The following is an 18,242-nucleotide window of genomic DNA, read 5'->3' on the forward strand; positions in this document are numbered from 1 at the left end:
ATCAATGTCCTGCAAGCTGATGGAGCGCGGTAATGACGCGGGTTGTGTCGTCATGAGTCATGTCCGGGAAAAGAGGGAGAGAACAAATACGCGCGCTGTTCCATTCCGAATTCGGAAGCGATACATCAGGAAAGCGCTCGCGATAGTATTTTTGCGTATGCGCCGCTCGGAAGTGGAGGCCGGTGCCGATGCCTTTCTCCTTCAGCGCCGCCATCAGGCCGTCGCGTGAGATCCCGCAGCGCGCTTCATCAACGCGAATAATAAACAGATGCCAGGCGTGTACGTGCGGCCATGACGGAATGGTGAGTGGCTGGAACGGCGTATCGGCAAGTTCGCGCAGGTAGCGTTGCGCGATTTCCTCACGGCGTTTATTGGCCTCTTTCAGCTTGCCCAGCTGTACCAGCGCCAGCGCGGCGTTGATATCCGCCAGGTTGTATTTATACCCCGGCGCGATCACTTCCGCCTGCGGCGCACGGCCGTGCGTCTGGCGGTCATAGGCATCAACGCCCAGACCGTGGAATTTCAGACTGCGGATCCGCTGTGCCAGCCGGGCATTATCCGTGACGACTAAACCGCCTTCCGCGCAGGTCATGTTTTTGATGGCGTGGAAGGAAAAAATCGCCGTGCCTTTCCAGCCCACGTGACGGTTCTTGTAGTACGTTCCGGCGGCATGGGCCGCGTCTTCAATCACCGGAATACCGTGACGCTCGCCGACGGCATGAATGGCGTCGATATCACACGGCGCGCCGGCATAATGCACCGGAATAATCGCTTTGGTACGCGGGGTAATGGCGGCTTCAACCGCTTCCGGCGTGACCATCAATGTCTCTTTGTCCACATCGATCATGACCGGCGTGGCGCCCAGCAACACGATCATATTCAGCGTGGAGACCCAGGTCTGAGAGGGGGTAATGACCTCATCGCCCGGGCCAATATCCAGCGCCATCAGCGTGACGTGCATGCCCGCCGTCGCCGAACAGACGGCAATCGCGTGCTGGTTCCCCGTCTGCTGACAAAATGCCGCTTCAAGTTCCTGATTTTTAGGCCCGGTGGTGATCCAGCCGGAGGTTAAAACCTCCTGCAACGCCGCTAATTCCTCATTACCCATCGACGGGCGGGAAAAAGGCAAAAAATCACTCATCATTAATTTCCTTGCAATAAGAATGGCACGCGCTTGATATTAACCAATTGCCTGTTCGTTTATTTCAACGAACCATAAACTCATATCAAGGTATCGTTCATTTCTTAGGGAAAAATTAAGATGCGTATTCCAGATGTAACAAAAACACCATCATTTCATTTATAAACAGTCACTTATATAATTATGAATTATTTATTTCGTGATCCAATTCAATTTTTACAAAATGTTATTTTAAACCAGACATCAACAAACAAAAAAAATCCCGGCTATTTCTTAAAAAGAAGAAATAGCCGGGAACTTTTCTTTTTAGTTAATTGTCGCGCTTATTTTAAGTTATCGGGAAAGTTTTCCGGTAACTCGCTGGCCGCACAGGCAATCACGCTTTCATCATTGGCACCACAGTCGCGTACAAAGGTGATTGTTGCGAATTCATCAATCACTTCCGTTGGATAGGTCGGGCCAGCGTCGCGATAGCTGTTCATCAGCGGAATGTGATCGTTCTGGAAGCAGACGGTTTTTTCCGGGTTATTCATGACCCAGCGTGGGAAGAAGATGGTGCCGTGGAACAGTCGGTCACCCAGGTTCGCAATCAGGCTGACGTCGGTGCCGGTTGGCTCGGTCCAGGAAATTTTATAGATGCTTTCACCGACGCGAACGATATACACCCGCTGATCTTTCACCCAGCGATTACCCACCAGACCGCTGTGAATACGGTAGTCGATGGTGTTTTCATTTTTGATGTAAATTTCGTAATTCCAGCCGTTATCGTAGGTATATACCAGATGTTTACCAACGAAGCCGCTCAAGTCGTGTTTGTCGAATGTGTTCATAAAATGTCTCCTTCGTTTTGATGAGACGATCTTAAACCTTCAAAAAATGAATGAATAACGCTATGTTTTAATCAAATTCATCCAAAATTTAGATACGTTATGCACAAGACGACGCTGGAACAGTGGGCTTTACTGGAAAAAGTGGTGGACGCGGGCAGCTTTGCCAAAGCCGCGGAAGAAACCCACCGCAGCCAGTCATCGGTAAGCTATAACCTGTCGCTGCTGCAGGAGCGGCTGGGCGTGGCGCTGCTGGCGCCAGAGGGGCGCCGGGCGGTGTTAACCCCGGCCGGAGAACTGCTTCTCAGCCAGGTGAAACCTTTGCTAAAAGCGTTTTCGTACGTCGAGACGCGCGCGGCGACCCTTCGTAACGGGATGCGCACGCGGTTGGATCTGGTGGTGGACTCCATTTTCCCCCGCCGCCGCCTGTTCGCCATTCTGCGCCAGTTCCAGCAACAGTATCCGCAAACTCAGGTCCGCCTCACGGAGGTGCTTGAAAATACCCGCGCCGATGTCATGAACAACGAGGCCGATGTGATGGTCTTAACCCGCCGCCAGGACATTACCGGGCTCGGCGAATGGCTGATGAATATCGACTTTGTCGCCGTCGCGCATCACCAGCATCCCCTCTTTGGCCTCGACGCGCCGCTGAGTGATGAGATGCTGCGCCCGTGGCCGCTTATCCAGATAGCGGACAGCCAGAACGCCGCGCGGGCTGCGGGCGAGTCGTGGACATTCTCGACCGTTGATGCCGCCATAGAGGCGGTCGTCTCTCAGGTCGGCTACGGCTGGCTGCCCGAAGAGCGCGTTCAGCCCCAGCTGGAGCAAGGCGTGCTAAAAATCCTCCCGCTGAGCCACGGCGTTCGTCGGGCCACGCCGCTGCATCTGATCGTGAAACGCACCCTCGCCCCGCTGGATGAGCAGGTCGAGACGCTGCTGCGTCTTTTTAGCCAGGAGCCGTCATCATCACCTGCTACGCTTTAAGGTCCGAACGTTAAAACGATAAGGAGCTGATGATGAAAATCGACTTTGCGGGGAAAGTGGCCCTGGTCACCGCCTCAACCGGTGGGATCGGGTTCGCCATTGCCAGAGGCCTGGCGGAAAGCGGCGCGGAAGTGATCGTTAATGGCCGCAGCACCGACTCGGTGAACAAGGGTATTCAGCAGCTGCAGCAGGTTGTGCCCGGCGTGCAGGTGCGTGCCGCCATTGCCGATCTCAGCACCGCGGAAGGGGTTGAATCCCTGCTGAAGGTCGCGAGCGACGTCGATATTCTGGTGAACAACGCCGGAATTTACGGCCCGCAGGATTTCTATGGCACCGACGATGAAACCTGGGAACGCTACTGGCAGACCAACGTGATGTCCGGCGTACGCCTCTCCCGCGCCCTGCTGCCGGGCATGGTGAAAAAAGGCTGGGGCCGCGTGGTGTTTATCTCCTCCGAGTCGGCCTGCAATATCCCGGCAGACATGATCCACTACGGGGTGACCAAAACGGCCCAGCTCTCGCTGGCGCGCGGGCTGGCGAAGTTCGTGGCGGGAAGCGGCGTGACGGTGAACAGCGTGCTGCCGGGCCCGACGATGTCGGACGGTTTCGCTGAAATGATGAAAGATGAGATCGAGAAAACAGGCAAATCGCTGGAGCAACTGGCGAAAGAGTTTGTGATGGCCAACCGCCCCAGCTCGGTTATCCAGCGCGCCGCCACGGTTGAAGAGGTGGCGAATATGGTGATTTATGTCTGTTCGACGCAGGCCTCCGCCACCTCGGGCGCGGCATTGCGCGTCGACGGTGGCGTTGTTGATGACATTATTTAATGTCGTCAGGCCGCGCTGCCCGCGACACGACGGGCGGTAATGTAACGATCCTGCCAGTAGCCATCAGTCAGGGTTGAAACCGTTACGCCCTGGCTGCTGGAGGCATGAATAAACTGGCTGTTACCAATATAAACGCCGACGTGCTTGCGGTTCGGGCCTGTCTGGAAGAAGACTAAATCTCCCGCCTTCAGACGGTATTGCTCCACCTGCACACCGCGATGGATCTGCTCGCTCGTCGTGCGCGGTAAGTGAAGATTCGCCGCATCGCTGAACAGATGCTGCATGAGCGCGGAGCAATCCACCCCGCGGTGCGTGGTGCCGCCCCACTGATAGTGGGTCCCTTTCCATTTCTGGTATTGATCCAGTATCCGGGAGAGGAGTGGGCCCGTCTCCTGGTGAAGCAGGGCCGACTTCACCGGCGATTCCGCAAAGCCACTCTTCACCGAGATCATGGAGGCGGGCAGCTGAAAACTCAGTGCGGAAAACGAAGCAAAACTTAACGTGAGGATTGAAATAAGCGATCTGAATGTCATATCTGAACAGGAGCTAAGAGTGAATTTTTCCTTACCTGTGGGGGCCAACGTTCCCCCTAAATATCTTTCGATGTGGCGATAATATAGATAGCTCATTTTTTCACCAATCATTATTGAGGCCAAAATTGGACTCACTTTCAGATCGCAAGATTGCGAAAAAAAAGGGTGGTGATGTAAGGACTGTTCAGGTAAAGCAGGTAAACTGATCGACAGAATGTGTATTTCAGCTAAGACGTATTTATGACCAATATGATTGCCGACGAGACGGTGGCGAAATCCAGCGTGCTCTCTGTCTTTGACTTCGATGGGACGCTCACGCACCACGACAGCTTTATCCCTTTCCTGCGTTTTGCCTTTGGAAAACGCTACTTTGCGGGTCGCCTGGTGCGCATGGCGCTGCCCACGCTCCACTGCGTGCGCCGCAAGCTGACGCGCGATGAGCTGAAGGAAGTGCTGATCAAAACGTTCCTGACGGGCGTGGACGAACGCTGGCTACGCCAGCAGGCGGAAGCCTTTTGCGAAAAATACTGGAACAAGCTGATGCGCCCCGAAGGGGTTCTGGCTGTGGCGGCTGAGGTGAATTCAGGGGCGGAAGTGACTATCTGTTCCGCGTCGCCGGCGCTGGTGCTCCAGCCGTGGGCGGACAAGCTTGGCATCAAGCTAATTGGCACGCAGCTGGAAGTGAAGGACGGCAAGCTGACGGGGCGCATCACGGGAAATAACTGCCGCTGCGCCCAGAAGGTGGCAAGGCTGGAAAAAGTGTACGGCGATCTGAACGCCTATCATCTGCGCGCCTGGGGAGACACCCGCGGCGACCACGAACTGCTGGCGGCGGCGCAGGATCCGCACTGGCGGCACTTCCACCATCCGCGCAAGCGCCGGAATTCGCCGATTAAGGGTTAATCAGGTGCGGTCTGGTGCGCTCAATCCGGCCCTTTCCCACAGGGCTTAGGGTTCCCCAGTAATTTCTCTACCCGAAGCGATGAATATTGCTTCAGGAAAATGAATGGCTTGCAGCGACGCCCTGGTCCGGCTGTAAATCGCTGAGGCGTTTCCTGCAGGCCGGGGCGAGGCGCAGGGATGCGCCGAGAGGGCGGGCTTTACATGGACGTTGCCTCCGCCCGTACCCGACAAGCCGAAAGGAATAAGCCGAGGGCACCGCGAAGCGGCGATTTACCGCCGGGAGCCCGGGTGGCCAGGGGGGGGGCGATTGCGCCGCCCTGGCACGTTCACCGGTCATGTCCTCACAGAGTAGCAAGGAACGTGAAGTGAACGGAATGACCACCTGAGCCGTATGTTCCCCCTCACCCCAGCCCTCTCCTTCAAGGGAGAGGGGGTCGTCCGTGCTGGCATTATTTTGTGGGGAACCCTCAACCCACAGGGAGAGGGAGAAAAGCGATGTATCAGGCAGTACGTTTCCCCGGGAACATCACGCTCGCAATAATCCCCAGCGCCAGCACACCTAACACCACAAACAGGCTGGCCGTCGCGCCAATGCTGTAACCGTGGTGCCAGAAGTGGTCGGTGGCATTTAACCCCAGCTTGAACGCCACGAAGAACAGCAGCAGCACCACCGCTTTCTCAAGGTGCACCAGATACTGCTTGAGCGCTTCCAGAACAAAGTAGAGCGTACGCAGGCCGAGAATGGCGAACATCATGGCGCTGTAGATAATCAGCGGCTCGCGGCTCACGGCAATAATGGCCGGCACGGAGTCAAACGCGAACATCACGTCAGAGAGTTCCACTACCGCCACGCAAAGCAGCAACGGCGTCGCATAGCGTTTCGCCTTCTTCACGCGACCTACCGTCACGTCCTGGTTTTCCGGCTTCTCCAGCTCCGCATCTACCTCTTTCTGGGTCAGAATAAAGGCGTGGCTGCTGATTTTTGGCCAGACCGGGTAAAAGCGTTTCACCAAGCGATAAGCGAGATGCCCGGAGTAATCCTCCACTTCATCACTCTCTTCATTGCGTTTGAGCATCATCACCGCCGTCCAGCCGACGACCAGCGCGAAAATGACCTCCACGTACGGCCCCAAGCTCAGCAGGCTGGTGCCGATCGCCACGAAAATACCGCGGAAGACTATCGCCCCCAGTACGCCCCAGTAGAGCACGCGGTGACGGTACTTATCCGGCACGCCGAACCAGGCGAAGATCGCCATCATCACGAACAGGTTATCGATAGAGAGCACCTCTTCCAGTGCGTAACCGGTGAGGAACAGGCTCGCCATCTCGGCGCCGTGGTGGATATACAGAAACCCGGCGAAGGCCATCGCCATCGAGAACCAGAAAACGGACCACATGGCCGCACTTTTGAGCGAAACAGGTTTATCGTGACGGTGCATGAAGAGGTCGATAAACATCGCCCCAACGGCCATCACCACAAAGACAACAACGGTTTCAGTCGGGAAACCGAGATGAGCAGAAGCCATGAATCTATCCTTAACATTCATCTGCGCGCTGGCAGAGATAACGTTTGCAACAAAAAGAAGAAAACGCCCGTATCACCGGGCAAGAGAATAATAATAACACTTCTTCGCACCGGCCCGACAATGTAAATGTGATGTTAAAATCGCCAGAGAGAGAAGCAGTAAAAAAACTCATAGCGCGATGTCATCCTGTCCTGCATTACGACGACCCCTCATATGCGTCCTTTTCAGAAAGGCAAATTATTCTTTCGTAGATTATTCTTTCATTATTCTGAGAATTTTATTGTCAGAGCAGAACACAATATTCTGCGAGTAGTAAATAAGCCGTAAAATTCTCACAAAAAAATGCTGATAAAACCCTGATAAGAAAATCATAACCAATTGATTTTAAAGAGACAAAAGACAAATCACAGCGTTATCACTTTATTTTTTTTAATCTCTTGTTAACCTGATTACGAAATATATTCAGACTTCTGGCGATGGAAATTGTTCACACGTACTGGTAAGCAATGCTGAATACCCACGTTAACTTTTCGCATTAACGGAATATCCGCGTTTCGCGGACACAGCAACTCTGTTGAGTTACAAACCTGAAATAATAATGTTCTAACATTTACACACTAAGGAATAGTTTAAAGATGAATAAATCCGTCATTGCCATGGGATTATTATTGGCTGCCGCTGCCAGTCCTTCCAGCCATGCGGCAGATCCTGGTAAGGGTGCAGGACAAATCAACTTCACGGGCACCATTACCGCGAGCACCTGTGATGTCGATATTAATGGTCAGGGAGGTAACCCAACGATTCAAATGGGTACCATCTCGTCTTCGGCGTTTAAAGAAAAAGGTGACGTTGCGGGTATTCACCGCATCCAGATAGATCTGTCCAACTGCGATACCGCCGTTCTTAAAGAAGCCGGAGCACGATTTGGCGGTGCTTATGATTCTAATGATAACAATCTGCTCGCGCTTAAAACCGGTGCCGACGCCGCAACGGGTTTGGGTATTGAATTCCTGAATGAAGATGGAACACCTATGAGACTGGGTGAAAACCCAAATAAGTTTGTTCCTATTACCGGTGATGGCACCACGGGGACAGCCACCCTGCTGTATTCAGCCCGTTATAAATCGACCATTGATACTGTGACCGCCGGTAAAGCAGATGCGGTTGCGGATTACACCATTATCTATAAATAAACTACTCAACTCAGTTCCGGGCTATGAATAATAGCCCGGAACGCAAGGATGTTTTATGTTAAGGAAACGCTACCTGACGCTGCTGGCCTTGCTCCTGGGCTCTTGTTTGTCACACGCCAGTGTGACCTTATCGAATACGCGAGTGGTATATAATGCCGACAAGAAAGAGAGCAATATTAATGTCAGAAACAATACTGCCAGCCCTTTCCTGGTACAAAGCTGGGTACAAGGCAATGATACACAGGGTACCAAAGCCCCGTTTATTGTGACGCCACCGCTATTTCGTCTTGATGGAGGTAAAGCCAACGCACTACGTATTATCTATAACGGCGCCGCGTTGCCGCAGGATCGTGAATCGCTTTTCTGGCTCAACGTAAAATCGATCCCGTCTTCTTCAAGAGAGGATGTCAACAAACTCCAGATAGCGGTAAATACCCGAATCAAATTATTTTACCGCCCGGCGAATTTAGCAGATGAAACGAGGGACATTGGCAAGAATGTCCAGTGGTCTGTTAAAAATAATGAACTCATCGTACGCAATAACTCGTCTTATTACATTTCATTTGCGGAGGTGAAGATCAATAACAAAAAATGGTCAGAGATTGATATGCTGGCACCTAAAAGCAGTAAAAAAATCACTGTGAATAACGCGCAACTAAAAAACAACGCAACCGTACAATGGAAATATATCAATGATTATGGCGGCAACAGCCAGTTAATCACACAAAAAATAGAATAACAATTTTAAAACAATAACCTCGCAGGGGTATTTTTCATGACTATATTTTGGGGCATTCGTCCAGCGCTTTGCTTTGCCTGGATATTACCCAGCGCACTATACGCCAGTGATTATTTCGACCCGGCCTTTCTGGAAACAGGCGGCGCGCCGCGCACCGCTGTCGACCTTTCTCTCTTTGAGAATAAAGATAGCCAGACACCCGGCGTTTATCGCGTTGACCTCTTTCTTAACAATAAAATGATCGACACGCGCGATATTACGTTTCGACTCGAAGAGAACGCGCAGCATAAAAATATTCTCGCTCCGTGCCTTAGCAGGGAGACGCTTCAGTCGTTTGGCGTAAAAACGGCTGCCTTCCCGCTGCTGCAGGATGATACTCAGGGCTGTGCAAAACTGGCGGCAATCCCGCACGCGAGCAGCGAGTTTGACTTCAGCGAGCAGGCGTTAAGACTTAGCATTCCCCAGGCGGCCCTGGACAGCCAGGCTCACGGCTACATCGATCCCGCGCGTCGGGAGCAGGGAATTCCGGGCCTGACGCTCAGCTACAACTACAGCGGCGCCAGCTGGACCTCGAATAACGGGACGGGAACCGATAGCCAGTACCTTAGCCTGCGTCCGGGTCTGAACGTTGGCCCATGGCGTTTACGCAATTTTTCGACCTGGAGCAATAGCCAGGGGCAAGCCGGTCGCTGGGAATCGGTCTATACCTATTTACAGCGCGATATCAGCGCCCTGAATAGCCAGCTGATTGTCGGGGATAATAGTTCAACCTCTGACGTCTTCGACAGCACCCCATTTCGCGGCGTGCAGCTCTATTCCGACGAACAGATGCTTCCGGGAAGCATGCGGGGCTATGCCCCCGTAATCCGCGGTATCGCCCGTACTAATGCCCAGATCACCATTTATCAGAATGGCTACAGCATTTATCAAAGCTATGTCCCGCCCGGCGAATTTGTCATCAACGATCTTTACCTCGGCAGCAGCGGCGAGCTGAAAGTGGTTGTGAAAGAGGCAGATGGCAGCGAGCAAGTCTCTTTAGTCCCCTACGCGTCGTTAGCGGTTATGCAGCGGGAAGGACAATATAAATATGAAGTCATTAGCGGCACCTATCGTTCCAGCAGCAGCGATGCTGAGAATGCGCCGTTTTCGCAAGGGAGCCTGATTTACGGTCTTCCATGGGAAACCTCGATATACGGTGGCATGCAGGCCGCCAGTCAATACCAGTCCCTGCTCTTTGGCATGGGAAAAAACATGGGTGATTTTGGCGCACTGTCATTTGATATTACCCAGGCCTGGGCAACCACGAAGCATGCAGAGAAAAACCGGGGGCAGTCGCTACGCCTTCGCTATAACAAAAACCTGCTCTCTACCGGCACTAACGTTGCGATTGCGGGCTATCGCTACTCAACGTCCGATTACTACACGCTGGGTGAAACGCTGAGCAGCTACCACTCGCAGCACTCCATCCCGGAGCGACGTCGCAGCCGTACAGAACTGACGCTAAACCAAAACCTGGGAGAAAACCTCGGCTATCTCTCCTCCATGCTGGTCAGCGAGGATTACCACACCAGCAAAAAACGCACGACCTCTGCCTCGCTGGGCTATGGCAATAGCTGGAACGGTATCAGCTATAGCCTGAACTACAGCCACTATCTGAACGTAACAAAAGAGGATAACCAGCGTCGCTATAACCAGGACAATCTGTTCAGCCTGAGCGTGAGCGTTCCTCTGGACAAATGGCTCCGCTCTGCACGTGCCGGTTACTCATTTTCCGCAGCAGATAACCGCTCGCCTGGCCACAGCGTTTCCCTGAGCGGCAGCGCCCTTGAGGACAATAACCTGAACTGGAGCGTACAGCAGAACATCAACCCAGGCAGCCAGGCAAACAGCAGCGATGCATCGCTTAGCTATAGCGGACGCTATGCGCAGGTTGGCGCCGGGTATGGCTATAGCCGGGACGCACAGCGGCTGAATTATAACCTGCGAGGCGGCGTGCTGGTTCACCCGCATGGCGTCACGCTGGCGCAGTCGCTGGGTGAAACGGTCGCTCTGGTTGAAGCGCCGGATGCCGCAGGTGTCAGCGTCCGTAACCACGCTGGCGTGCGTACCGACTCCCGGGGATATGCCGTGGTGCCGTACCTGGCCCCTTATCAGGAGAGCACAATCCAGCTGAGACCCGACACGCTGCCAGATGATGTTGAGCTGGAAAGCAATAGCCATAAAGTCGTTCCCACACGGGGAGCCATCGTTCGGGCACGTTTTACCACCGCTGTGGGTAAACGCCTGATGATGACCCTGAAAGATGCGCAGGGTAAACCCGTTCCATTCGGCGCCGTTGTTTCTCAAAACACCACCAGCAGCATTGTGGGTGATGAAGGCAGCGTATTCCTCACAGGGATGGCGGAAAAAGGAACGTTAGACGTGAGCTGGGGTAAGAAACCCAATCAGCGTTGCCAGGTTAACTATCAGCTTTCTGGCCAGGAACCCACGATTAGCGGAATTGTGCAGTTAACACAGATCTGCAAAAAACCCGTTAATGATGTAAGGAATTAATCATGAAAAAATTAGCGTTACTCGTGTGCCTGGCAGCAGGCGGATTGATGGGATCGCCTGCCTTTGCTGCTATTCCGGGCAGTTGCTGGCCAATTGGCGGAGCAACCGTTTTTCCGATTAGCAAAAATCTCACTGCCGAACATATACCAGGGTCTGTACAGGAGGGATGGGATAATAATCAAAACTTTTCGGGCATATGCTTCTGTAAAAACTCGTCCGATAAAGAAAGTGTCTTCTTTAAATTTACCAGTGACGTGCTGAAATCGGGAAGTGGTAAACGTAATGGCGAGTTTATTTACTATCCATTCGATGAAGAGAAAGGTATTAATATCGGCTTTAGGATAGACATTGGTGGTACTATCCAAAATCAAGCGACTGTTGATTTGCAAAATCTTTCAGGGGTAGATAATCAAAACATAACGAATCTCGACTGTGACGATGTTAATGAAGAACATCCGTTTAAAACGGGTTCTAGCGGGACGGTTTCAGTAGAGTTAACCAAGAAGATCACAGGCCATCATGTATACCCTGCACAAGAGCTACTTACAGTTTACGCCCGAAAAAAATCAGGTGATTTCGATCCCACTAAACCATTTGTGAAACTCAGCTTTGAAATGAGTATTACTATCCCGCCAAATTGTACGATTAATGGCGGAGAACCCATTAACATCCCGTTTGGTGATATTCCAGCAAATGAATTTACGCCTGAAGCCAACAGTAAGCAAAAAAGCATTCCGCTCAACGTAACCTGTGATGACGAAGCGGATGTCAGCAAGGCGAATATTAAATTTCGCACCTCCGATTTTAATGACGCTGGTTTTATCAGAACCCGTAACAAAGAAGGAGGGGATCGCAACGATTTAGGGATAAAACTTGAACACAACGGTAATAAAATTGATGGCAGCAGTTCGGCCATTCCGACACAGGAGGGTAATGTCACTATTGTAGCTACGCCCGTGCAACAAGGAGAAAAATCTCCAGAACCGGGGAAATTTGAAGCCACATCAACGCTGGATTTCGAGTTCAAATAAAGAAAAAACTTAATCCACTAAAGAAAGGTCTTATTTCACTGCAACTCATAGCGCTATAGAAATGAGTTGCCGGGTATTTAAAAATGGATTTGTATAAGGATATATAGCATGAAACTAAAAAGTAAAACGCGCATAGCATTTTGCATTGCGGCCTTATTAGGTACAGGCTTCACGGCATCTCAGGCCATCGCCAGCGATATTGAGCCCTACTCAGCGCCTTTCGCCATCAAGGGTGAAAAGAGTAATGACTATTTCGGTATGACAATGACCACTATCGGTAAGTTTTCCGATAAGGACAACGGCACACATATCGCGGGCGAAGATATTGTGATCACGGCCCCCTGGGGGGATGGCGCGAAAGGGATTGCCTACGTTATTTTCGGAACTTCCGGCGGTAAAACCATGCAGGAAGTGAACAACGTAGGTGAATTCGATCCGCAAAACGCGCTTAAAATCTTCCACAGCAATAAAGCGAATAAGCCCGGCTCAGTGACGACAAAATGGATGGGCGTTGCGGTACGCAAAATTGGTGATATTAACGGTGATGGATATGACGATTTAGTTATCGCCTCCCACTGGCATGATCAGGTCTATATTATCTGGGGCGGGCCGCATCACCGTACAGGCGCGCGTCTTTCTAATCAGATTGACCTCAATGATATCGACAACGGCGACGCTCGCCTGGGTATTCGCATCCGTACGGTGAATTCTTCAGGCAATGCGAATACCGGCGGCTGGTTTGGCGCCGCGGTAGGCCCAATTAAATATAAAAATTCTGCAGTGGCTAACAAGATGGTCGATCTCGCTATCGGCGATATCGAAGGCACTGGCGGACGCGGCGGCGCGGTCATTATCTACGGCGCCCAAAAGCCAGGCGACCAGTGGCAGAATATCGATATTAAGCGCAACAACCTGGGCGACTGGGAGATCCCTGCCGCAACCGGCGCCTATATTCGTCCGCAGATGACCGCCACCAACGGTCCGGAGAAACCGCTTAACTACAACCTTGGACAGCAGATCAGCGATGTCGGGGATATTAACGGCGACGGCTTCAGTGATTATCTGATCGTCGACCCGGAATCCGTCAATGAAGGCCGTAAATCCGAAAACAGCGGCACTGATGGGCGCGGTACGGCTTATCTTGTCTACGGCAGCAGCTTCAACCAGGGGAATCTCGACATTGCCTCGTTAAACGCGACGCAGGCAACCCGCATTCACGGTATGGGGGCAGCTTTCCTTGGCGGTCAGTCCGGCGGAGGTGAAGGGAGTAACGATCATAGCGCCTATACACAGGATAAGCCCAATAACGGCACCATTACGCCGTTAGGTAACTTCCTGAGTACACATTATAACGCTTTTGCGATTAGCGCCCCTGCCGACATGGGTATCGATAAAAAACGTTCCGGGCTGGTCTGGATTATCAAAGGTAAGACCGACGGCAGTAAGCTGCCATCATCCCTGTTCCTTGATGCGGCGCACACCCGGCTGAACTACAACAAAAAATTTAGCGTACGAGATGGCTATGCTATCTACGCCGACAGGCCTGGCAGCAAGCTGGCAGGGTTCGGGAACAGCATTCTCGGTAATGTGGACTTGAACGGTGACGGTAAGAAGGATCTGGTGATTGGCGATCCGAATGCGCTGAACTCCAGCGGCACTCAGGTCGGCGCCGTGTATGTGATCAACGGCGGTAAAAGCCTGGATGATTACGCTGATGATGAAGGCATGATCGATATTAATACGCTGGTGAGTGAAGGTGTTGCGAAAGTCTACTGGGGTAAAAATCAGTATGAAAAATTCGGTGCCTCCATTGCGGCCGGGAACTTCAATGGCTTCACTCAGGACAGTCTCGCCATTGGTTCTTACCGTGATAACAGCTGGACGGGTAAAGTCACCTTCCGCATTGCGGATTACATCATCCCGGATTAATTCTTACATCATCTGAATGGAGCAACACTGCCGGGGAGGAGACTCCCCGGCAATTTATTGCGCGTTTTGCAGCGCCTGCGCGCACGCCCAGGCGCTCGACCACGCCCACTGGAAATTATATCCGCCGAGCCAGCCGGTAACGTCCATCACTTCGCCGATAAAGTAGAGCCCCGGTACGTTACGCGCTTCCATCGTGCGTGAAGAAAGCTCATTCGTGTCAACGCCGCCCAGCGTCACTTCCGCCGTGCGATACCCCTCGGTGCCGTTTGGCTGAACGCGCCAGTTCGTTAGCGTATCCACCAACGCTTCCTGCTCGCGGCTGTTAAGCTGCTTGAGCGACACGTCCGGGATCTGCCCCAGCACCTGCAAACATTCCACCAGACGTTTTGGCAGCTGCATCGCCAGGGTGTTTTTCAGGCTCTGATTCGGGTGCGCGGTACGCTGCTCGTTAAGGAACGCGCCGAGATCGCAGTCCGGCAGCAGATTCACCGTAACAAATTCCCCCGGCTGCCAGTAGCTGGAGATTTGCAGTACCGCCGGGCCGGAGAGACCGCGGTGGGTAAAGAGCAGGTTTTCGCGGAATACCGTCCCGTCTTCGGCAGTAATGACTGAAGGTACAGAGACGCCGGAAAGCGTCTGAAGCTGCTCCAGCAGCGGCTTATGCAGCGTGAACGGCACCAGCCCGGCGCGGGTTGGCAGAACCTTCAGGCCAAACTGTTCGGCGATTTTATAGCCGAACGGTGACGCGCCCAGACCCGGCATCGAGAGGCCGCCGCTGGCGATCACCAGATTATCGGCGCTGACGGTTTCACCGTTCAGCTGCAGCGTGTAGCCCTGCTCGTCGCGAGCCACCTCCAGCACTTCCGTGCGCAGGCGCATCACCACGCCGCCCTTCTCGCACTCGGCCACCAGCATATCGACAATCTGCTGCGCGGAGTCGTCGCAGAACAGCTGCCCCAGGGTCTTTTCATGCCACGCGATGCCGTGCTTACCCACCAGGTCGATAAAGTCCCACTGGGTATATCGCGCCAGCGCAGATTTGCAAAAATGACGGTTCTGGCTCAAATAGGCCGCGGGTTCGACATAAAGATTGGTGAAGTTGCAGCGCCCGCCGCCCGACATCAGGATTTTGCGGCCTGGCTTTTTTCCGTTGTCCAGCAACAGTACGCGACGACCCGCCTGTCCGGCCATCGCCGCACAAAACATACCCGCCGCACCGGCGCCAATTACCACGGCATCAAACCTTTCCACGTCAAAACCCTCTTCGTTAACTGCCGCGGATTGTAAAGTTTCCTCTGTGGTCACACCAGCGTAAAAAGATATTACAAAGCCATTCCATTGAAATTTAACGATTATCCTTTCAGGCACTTTTCTCAAATCAGGTGGTATGTCAAAAAAAGTCTATATTTCACTTTGCCCGTTGCGCATTTGTCCTGGATAATGCGCCGCGTTCATGTCCTCAAAATGGCGTAACGTCCTATGCTACATTTGTTTGCCGGCCTGGATTTACATACCGGGCTTTTACTATTGCTTGCTCTGGTTTTTGTACTGTTTTACGAAGCGATCAACGGCTTCCACGACACTGCAAACGCAGTAGCAACGGTTATCTACACTCGCGCAATGCGATCGCAGCTTGCGGTCGTTATGGCGGCGGTATTTAACTTTTTTGGTGTCCTCCTGGGCGGACTGAGCGTTGCGTATGCCATCGTGCATATGCTGCCAACGGATCTGCTGCTTAACGTGAGTTCCGGTCATGGCCTTGCCATGGTGTTCTCAATGCTGCTTGCTGCCATTATCTGGAACCTCGGTACCTGGTATTTCGGCCTGCCTGCATCCAGCTCTCACACCCTCATCGGCGCGATTATCGGTATCGGGTTAACCAACGCCCTGATGACCGGGACATCGGTTGTTGATGCGCTGAACCTGCCCAAAGTACTGGGTATTTTCGGCTCTCTGATCATCTCCCCTATCGTGGGCCTGGTGGTTGCGGGTGGATTGATTTTCATCCTGCGTCGCTACTGGAGCAACACGAAGAAACGCGCGCGTATCCACCTGACGCCAGCTGAGCGTGAGAAGAAAGACGGCAAGAAAAAGCCGCCGTTCTGGACGCGTATCGCCCTGATCATTTCCGCTATCGGCGTGGCCTTCTCTCATGGCGCGAACGACGGGCAGAAAGGCATTGGTCTGGTGATGCTGGTTCTGATCGGCGTCGCACCGGCGGGCTTCGTGGTGAACATGAACGCTTCTGGTTACGAAATCACCCGTACCCGTGATGCGGTCAACAACGTTGAGACCTATTTCCAGCAGCACCCTGAGTTGCTGAAAAAAGCGACCGGCGTTGATCAGCTGATTCCTTCCCCGGAATCAGGTGCGACGACGGCACCGGGCGAATTCCACTGCCATCCGGCTAACGCGATTAACGCGCTGGAACGCGCCAAGGGCATGCTGGGTAATATCGAAAGCTACGACAAACTGGCCGTTGAACAGCGTGGTCAACTGCGTCGTATCATGCTCTGCATCTCTGACGTGACCGATAAAGTCGCGAAGCTGCCAGAGGTGAATGCTGACGACAAACGTCTGCTGAAGAAACTGAAAAGCGACATGCTCAACACCATCGAGTACGCGCCTATCTGGATCATCATGGCCGTCGCGCTGGCACTGGGTATTGGTACAATGATTGGCTGGCGTCGTGTAGCGACCACCATCGGCGAGAAGATCGGTAAGAAAGGCATGACCTATGCGCAGGGTATGTCCGCGCAGATGACGGCGGCGGTATCTATCGGTCTGGCGAGCTATACCGGTATGCCGGTATCCACCACTCACGTACTCTCCTCGTCCGTGGCAGGTACCATGATTGTTGACGGCGGCGGTCTGCAGCGCAAAACCGTGACCAACATTCTGATGGCCTGGGTGTTCACCCTTCCGGCGTCCATCCTGCTGTCTGGCGGTCTGTACTGGATTTCGTTGAAGCTGATTTAATCGCTTGAAGGCGACAAAAAAGCGGGTCAGGAAACTGGCCCGCTTTTTTTATGGCTGTTGTTTTACTCAACCCATTGCTGTCATCAGTACAATCTGAACATTATTCGTTCAGATTTTCCCTGCACAAATAATTATCCTAGTAGAGAGTCATCTCAGGACAAACATTCCACGGACGAAACAGATTATGTCATTCAAAACGGCTACTAAATGGATTCATCGCCTTGTGACACTATCGCTTTTAGCTCTGGTCATTGGATTTTTTTGGCTCAACCACCAGCCCAACCGGCAAGCGAGTGATGAACTTCAACGCGTTTATAAATTATCTGACCGCGTCTGGCTCTATATGACCGTGAACAACCAAGGCGGCGCAACCGTGCCAACAATCTACCGCTACTATCTCTCGCAAAAGATAGCAGGGGAAGATACTGACATTATCCATCAGCTCGCTATGAAGCATCCGGTCATTGAAGGTACAGGCACAATTACCTCTGCCAGCATTGATGCAAACGGAGAAGTGAAAATTACCTATAGCGGGAAGGTCATCTCGATTGAGGATACTGTTTCAAATCTCCAGTTCTCCGTTAAGCCCTGAGCCAGATGTAACAAGGCGGGGCTTACCCCGCCTGCTGTAATGCTCAGTGCCAAATCATCAATGCAATCATACTGACCACGACCAGCCCGCACAGGGCGCTGGTCAAAATGAACTGACGACGCAGACGCTCGCAGCGACGGATAAACTCTTCATCGTGATGATCGCGGTAGCGCTGGTAGTAGATATACCCGACCAGACGCATCTGCTTGCTGGGCTGTCCATGCGAGGTGAAGAACCCTCCACCGTCCACATACTGATACAGCAACGGATCGCAACCACGAAGTACCACTAACAGCGCACGTAACGATGAGAAGTAGCGCGCCATATTCACTATGCAAACTACGCATAACGCCCAAAACAATGCGACGGTGCTAATCATACATCCTCCCCGGCGTCCGCCCACGAAGCAAGGCTCCTGAGCTACCGCACCCCAATGCCCTGACAGACAGTTCAGTGAAAGAATGACCAAAAGTCGATCCGGTTCG

Annotated in this window: 16 protein-coding genes; 10 read left to right on the top strand and 6 right to left on the bottom strand. The window is 52.7% G+C overall.

The genetic code is table 11. From position 1 onward, the window contains the following. Nucleotide 1: 1 nt before the first annotated feature. Together arnB and URZ40_RS03635 are read right to left on the bottom strand one after the other, a co-directional pair. A complete protein-coding gene (gene arnB, locus URZ40_RS03630; RefSeq protein ID WP_316380283.1) occupies nucleotides 2-1,141 on the bottom strand; it encodes a UDP-4-amino-4-deoxy-L-arabinose aminotransferase in 1,140 nt (379 codons plus the stop codon). Nucleotides 1,142-1,464: 323 nt separating this feature from the next. Then, nucleotides 1,465-1,971, bottom strand: coding sequence for a phenolic acid decarboxylase (locus URZ40_RS03635; protein WP_061096823.1), 507 nt, complete (start codon nucleotides 1,969-1,971; stop codon nucleotides 1,465-1,467). A gap of 99 nt (nucleotides 1,972-2,070) precedes the next feature. Here URZ40_RS03635 and URZ40_RS03640 point away from each other — a divergent pair, with 99 nt between their 5' ends. Further along, nucleotides 2,071-2,952, top strand: a complete 882-nt coding sequence (locus URZ40_RS03640; protein WP_316380227.1) for a LysR family transcriptional regulator — start codon at nucleotides 2,071-2,073, stop codon at nucleotides 2,950-2,952. A 32-nt stretch (nucleotides 2,953-2,984) separates the two neighbouring features. After that, nucleotides 2,985-3,779, top strand: coding sequence for an SDR family NAD(P)-dependent oxidoreductase (locus tag URZ40_RS03645; protein WP_163330665.1), 795 nt, complete (start codon nucleotides 2,985-2,987; stop codon nucleotides 3,777-3,779). A gap of 5 nt (nucleotides 3,780-3,784) precedes the next feature. On the opposite strand, the gene URZ40_RS03650 is transcribed toward URZ40_RS03645, so the two are convergent. Further along, nucleotides 3,785-4,312 (bottom strand): NlpC/P60 family protein, encoded by a 528-nt coding sequence (locus tag URZ40_RS03650; protein ID WP_407065507.1) that lies wholly within the window; start codon nucleotides 4,310-4,312, stop codon nucleotides 3,785-3,787. A 240-nt stretch (nucleotides 4,313-4,552) separates the two neighbouring features. Here URZ40_RS03650 and URZ40_RS03655 point away from each other — a divergent pair, with 240 nt between their 5' ends. After that, complete coding sequence (locus URZ40_RS03655; RefSeq protein ID WP_116342789.1) at nucleotides 4,553-5,215, top strand: HAD family hydrolase; 663 nt, start codon at nucleotides 4,553-4,555, stop codon at nucleotides 5,213-5,215. 500 nt (nucleotides 5,216-5,715) lie between these two features. Here URZ40_RS03655 and URZ40_RS03660 read toward each other — a convergent pair whose 3' ends face one another. Beyond that, nucleotides 5,716-6,741: a TerC/Alx family metal homeostasis membrane protein gene (locus URZ40_RS03660; RefSeq protein WP_316380225.1), complete on the bottom strand. Its 1,026-nt coding sequence runs from the start codon at nucleotides 6,739-6,741 to the stop codon at nucleotides 5,716-5,718. 635 nt (nucleotides 6,742-7,376) lie between these two features. On the opposite strand from URZ40_RS03660, the gene URZ40_RS03665 reads away from it, so the two are divergent. The 5 genes from URZ40_RS03665 to URZ40_RS03685 all read left to right on the top strand — a co-directional run bounded on the left by URZ40_RS03665 (nucleotide 7,377) and on the right by URZ40_RS03685 (nucleotide 14,186). Further along, nucleotides 7,377-7,934, top strand: a complete 558-nt coding sequence (locus URZ40_RS03665) for a fimbrial protein (RefSeq protein ID WP_163330620.1) — start codon at nucleotides 7,377-7,379, stop codon at nucleotides 7,932-7,934. 55 nt (nucleotides 7,935-7,989) lie between these two features. Next, on the top strand, nucleotides 7,990-8,673 hold the full coding sequence (locus URZ40_RS03670) for a molecular chaperone (protein WP_163330619.1): 684 nt from the start codon (nucleotides 7,990-7,992) through the stop codon (nucleotides 8,671-8,673). 36 nt (nucleotides 8,674-8,709) lie between these two features. Then, nucleotides 8,710-11,226 carry a fimbria/pilus outer membrane usher protein gene (locus tag URZ40_RS03675; RefSeq protein WP_320719777.1) on the top strand — a complete coding sequence of 839 codons (2,517 nt, stop codon included), beginning with the start codon at nucleotides 8,710-8,712 and terminating at the stop codon, nucleotides 11,224-11,226. A 2-nt stretch (nucleotides 11,227-11,228) separates the two neighbouring features. Beyond that, the gene (locus URZ40_RS03680; RefSeq protein WP_163330617.1) at nucleotides 11,229-12,257 is read left to right on the top strand and encodes a fimbrial protein; all 1,029 of its coding nucleotides are present in this window, start codon (nucleotides 11,229-11,231) and stop codon (nucleotides 12,255-12,257) included. Between the two features lie 108 nt (nucleotides 12,258-12,365). Further along, nucleotides 12,366-14,186, top strand: coding sequence for an integrin alpha (locus URZ40_RS03685; RefSeq protein ID WP_116342800.1), 1,821 nt, complete (start codon nucleotides 12,366-12,368; stop codon nucleotides 14,184-14,186). Between the two features lie 54 nt (nucleotides 14,187-14,240). On the opposite strand, the gene URZ40_RS03690 is transcribed toward URZ40_RS03685, so the two are convergent. Further along, complete coding sequence (locus tag URZ40_RS03690) at nucleotides 14,241-15,437, bottom strand: NAD(P)/FAD-dependent oxidoreductase (protein ID WP_163330616.1); 1,197 nt, start codon at nucleotides 15,435-15,437, stop codon at nucleotides 14,241-14,243. 228 nt (nucleotides 15,438-15,665) lie between these two features. Between URZ40_RS03690 and pitA the strand changes: the two genes are divergently transcribed. After that, the gene (gene pitA, locus URZ40_RS03695) at nucleotides 15,666-17,165 is read left to right on the top strand and encodes an inorganic phosphate transporter PitA (RefSeq protein WP_116342802.1); all 1,500 of its coding nucleotides are present in this window, start codon (nucleotides 15,666-15,668) and stop codon (nucleotides 17,163-17,165) included. Nucleotides 17,166-17,349: 184 nt separating this feature from the next. Next, entirely contained in the window at nucleotides 17,350-17,757 is a 408-nt protein-coding gene (locus URZ40_RS03700) for a hypothetical protein (protein ID WP_316380221.1), read from the top strand. A 43-nt stretch (nucleotides 17,758-17,800) separates the two neighbouring features. Here URZ40_RS03700 and uspB read toward each other — a convergent pair whose 3' ends face one another. Beyond that, the gene (gene uspB, locus URZ40_RS03705; protein WP_003861224.1) at nucleotides 17,801-18,136 is read right to left on the bottom strand and encodes a universal stress protein UspB; all 336 of its coding nucleotides are present in this window, start codon (nucleotides 18,134-18,136) and stop codon (nucleotides 17,801-17,803) included. Nucleotides 18,137-18,242: the final 106 nt, after the last annotated feature.

It is taken from the genome of Enterobacter sp. 296B2 (genome assembly GCF_034106185.1).
GTDB lineage: Bacteria > Pseudomonadota > Gammaproteobacteria > Enterobacterales > Enterobacteriaceae > Enterobacter > Enterobacter cloacae_N.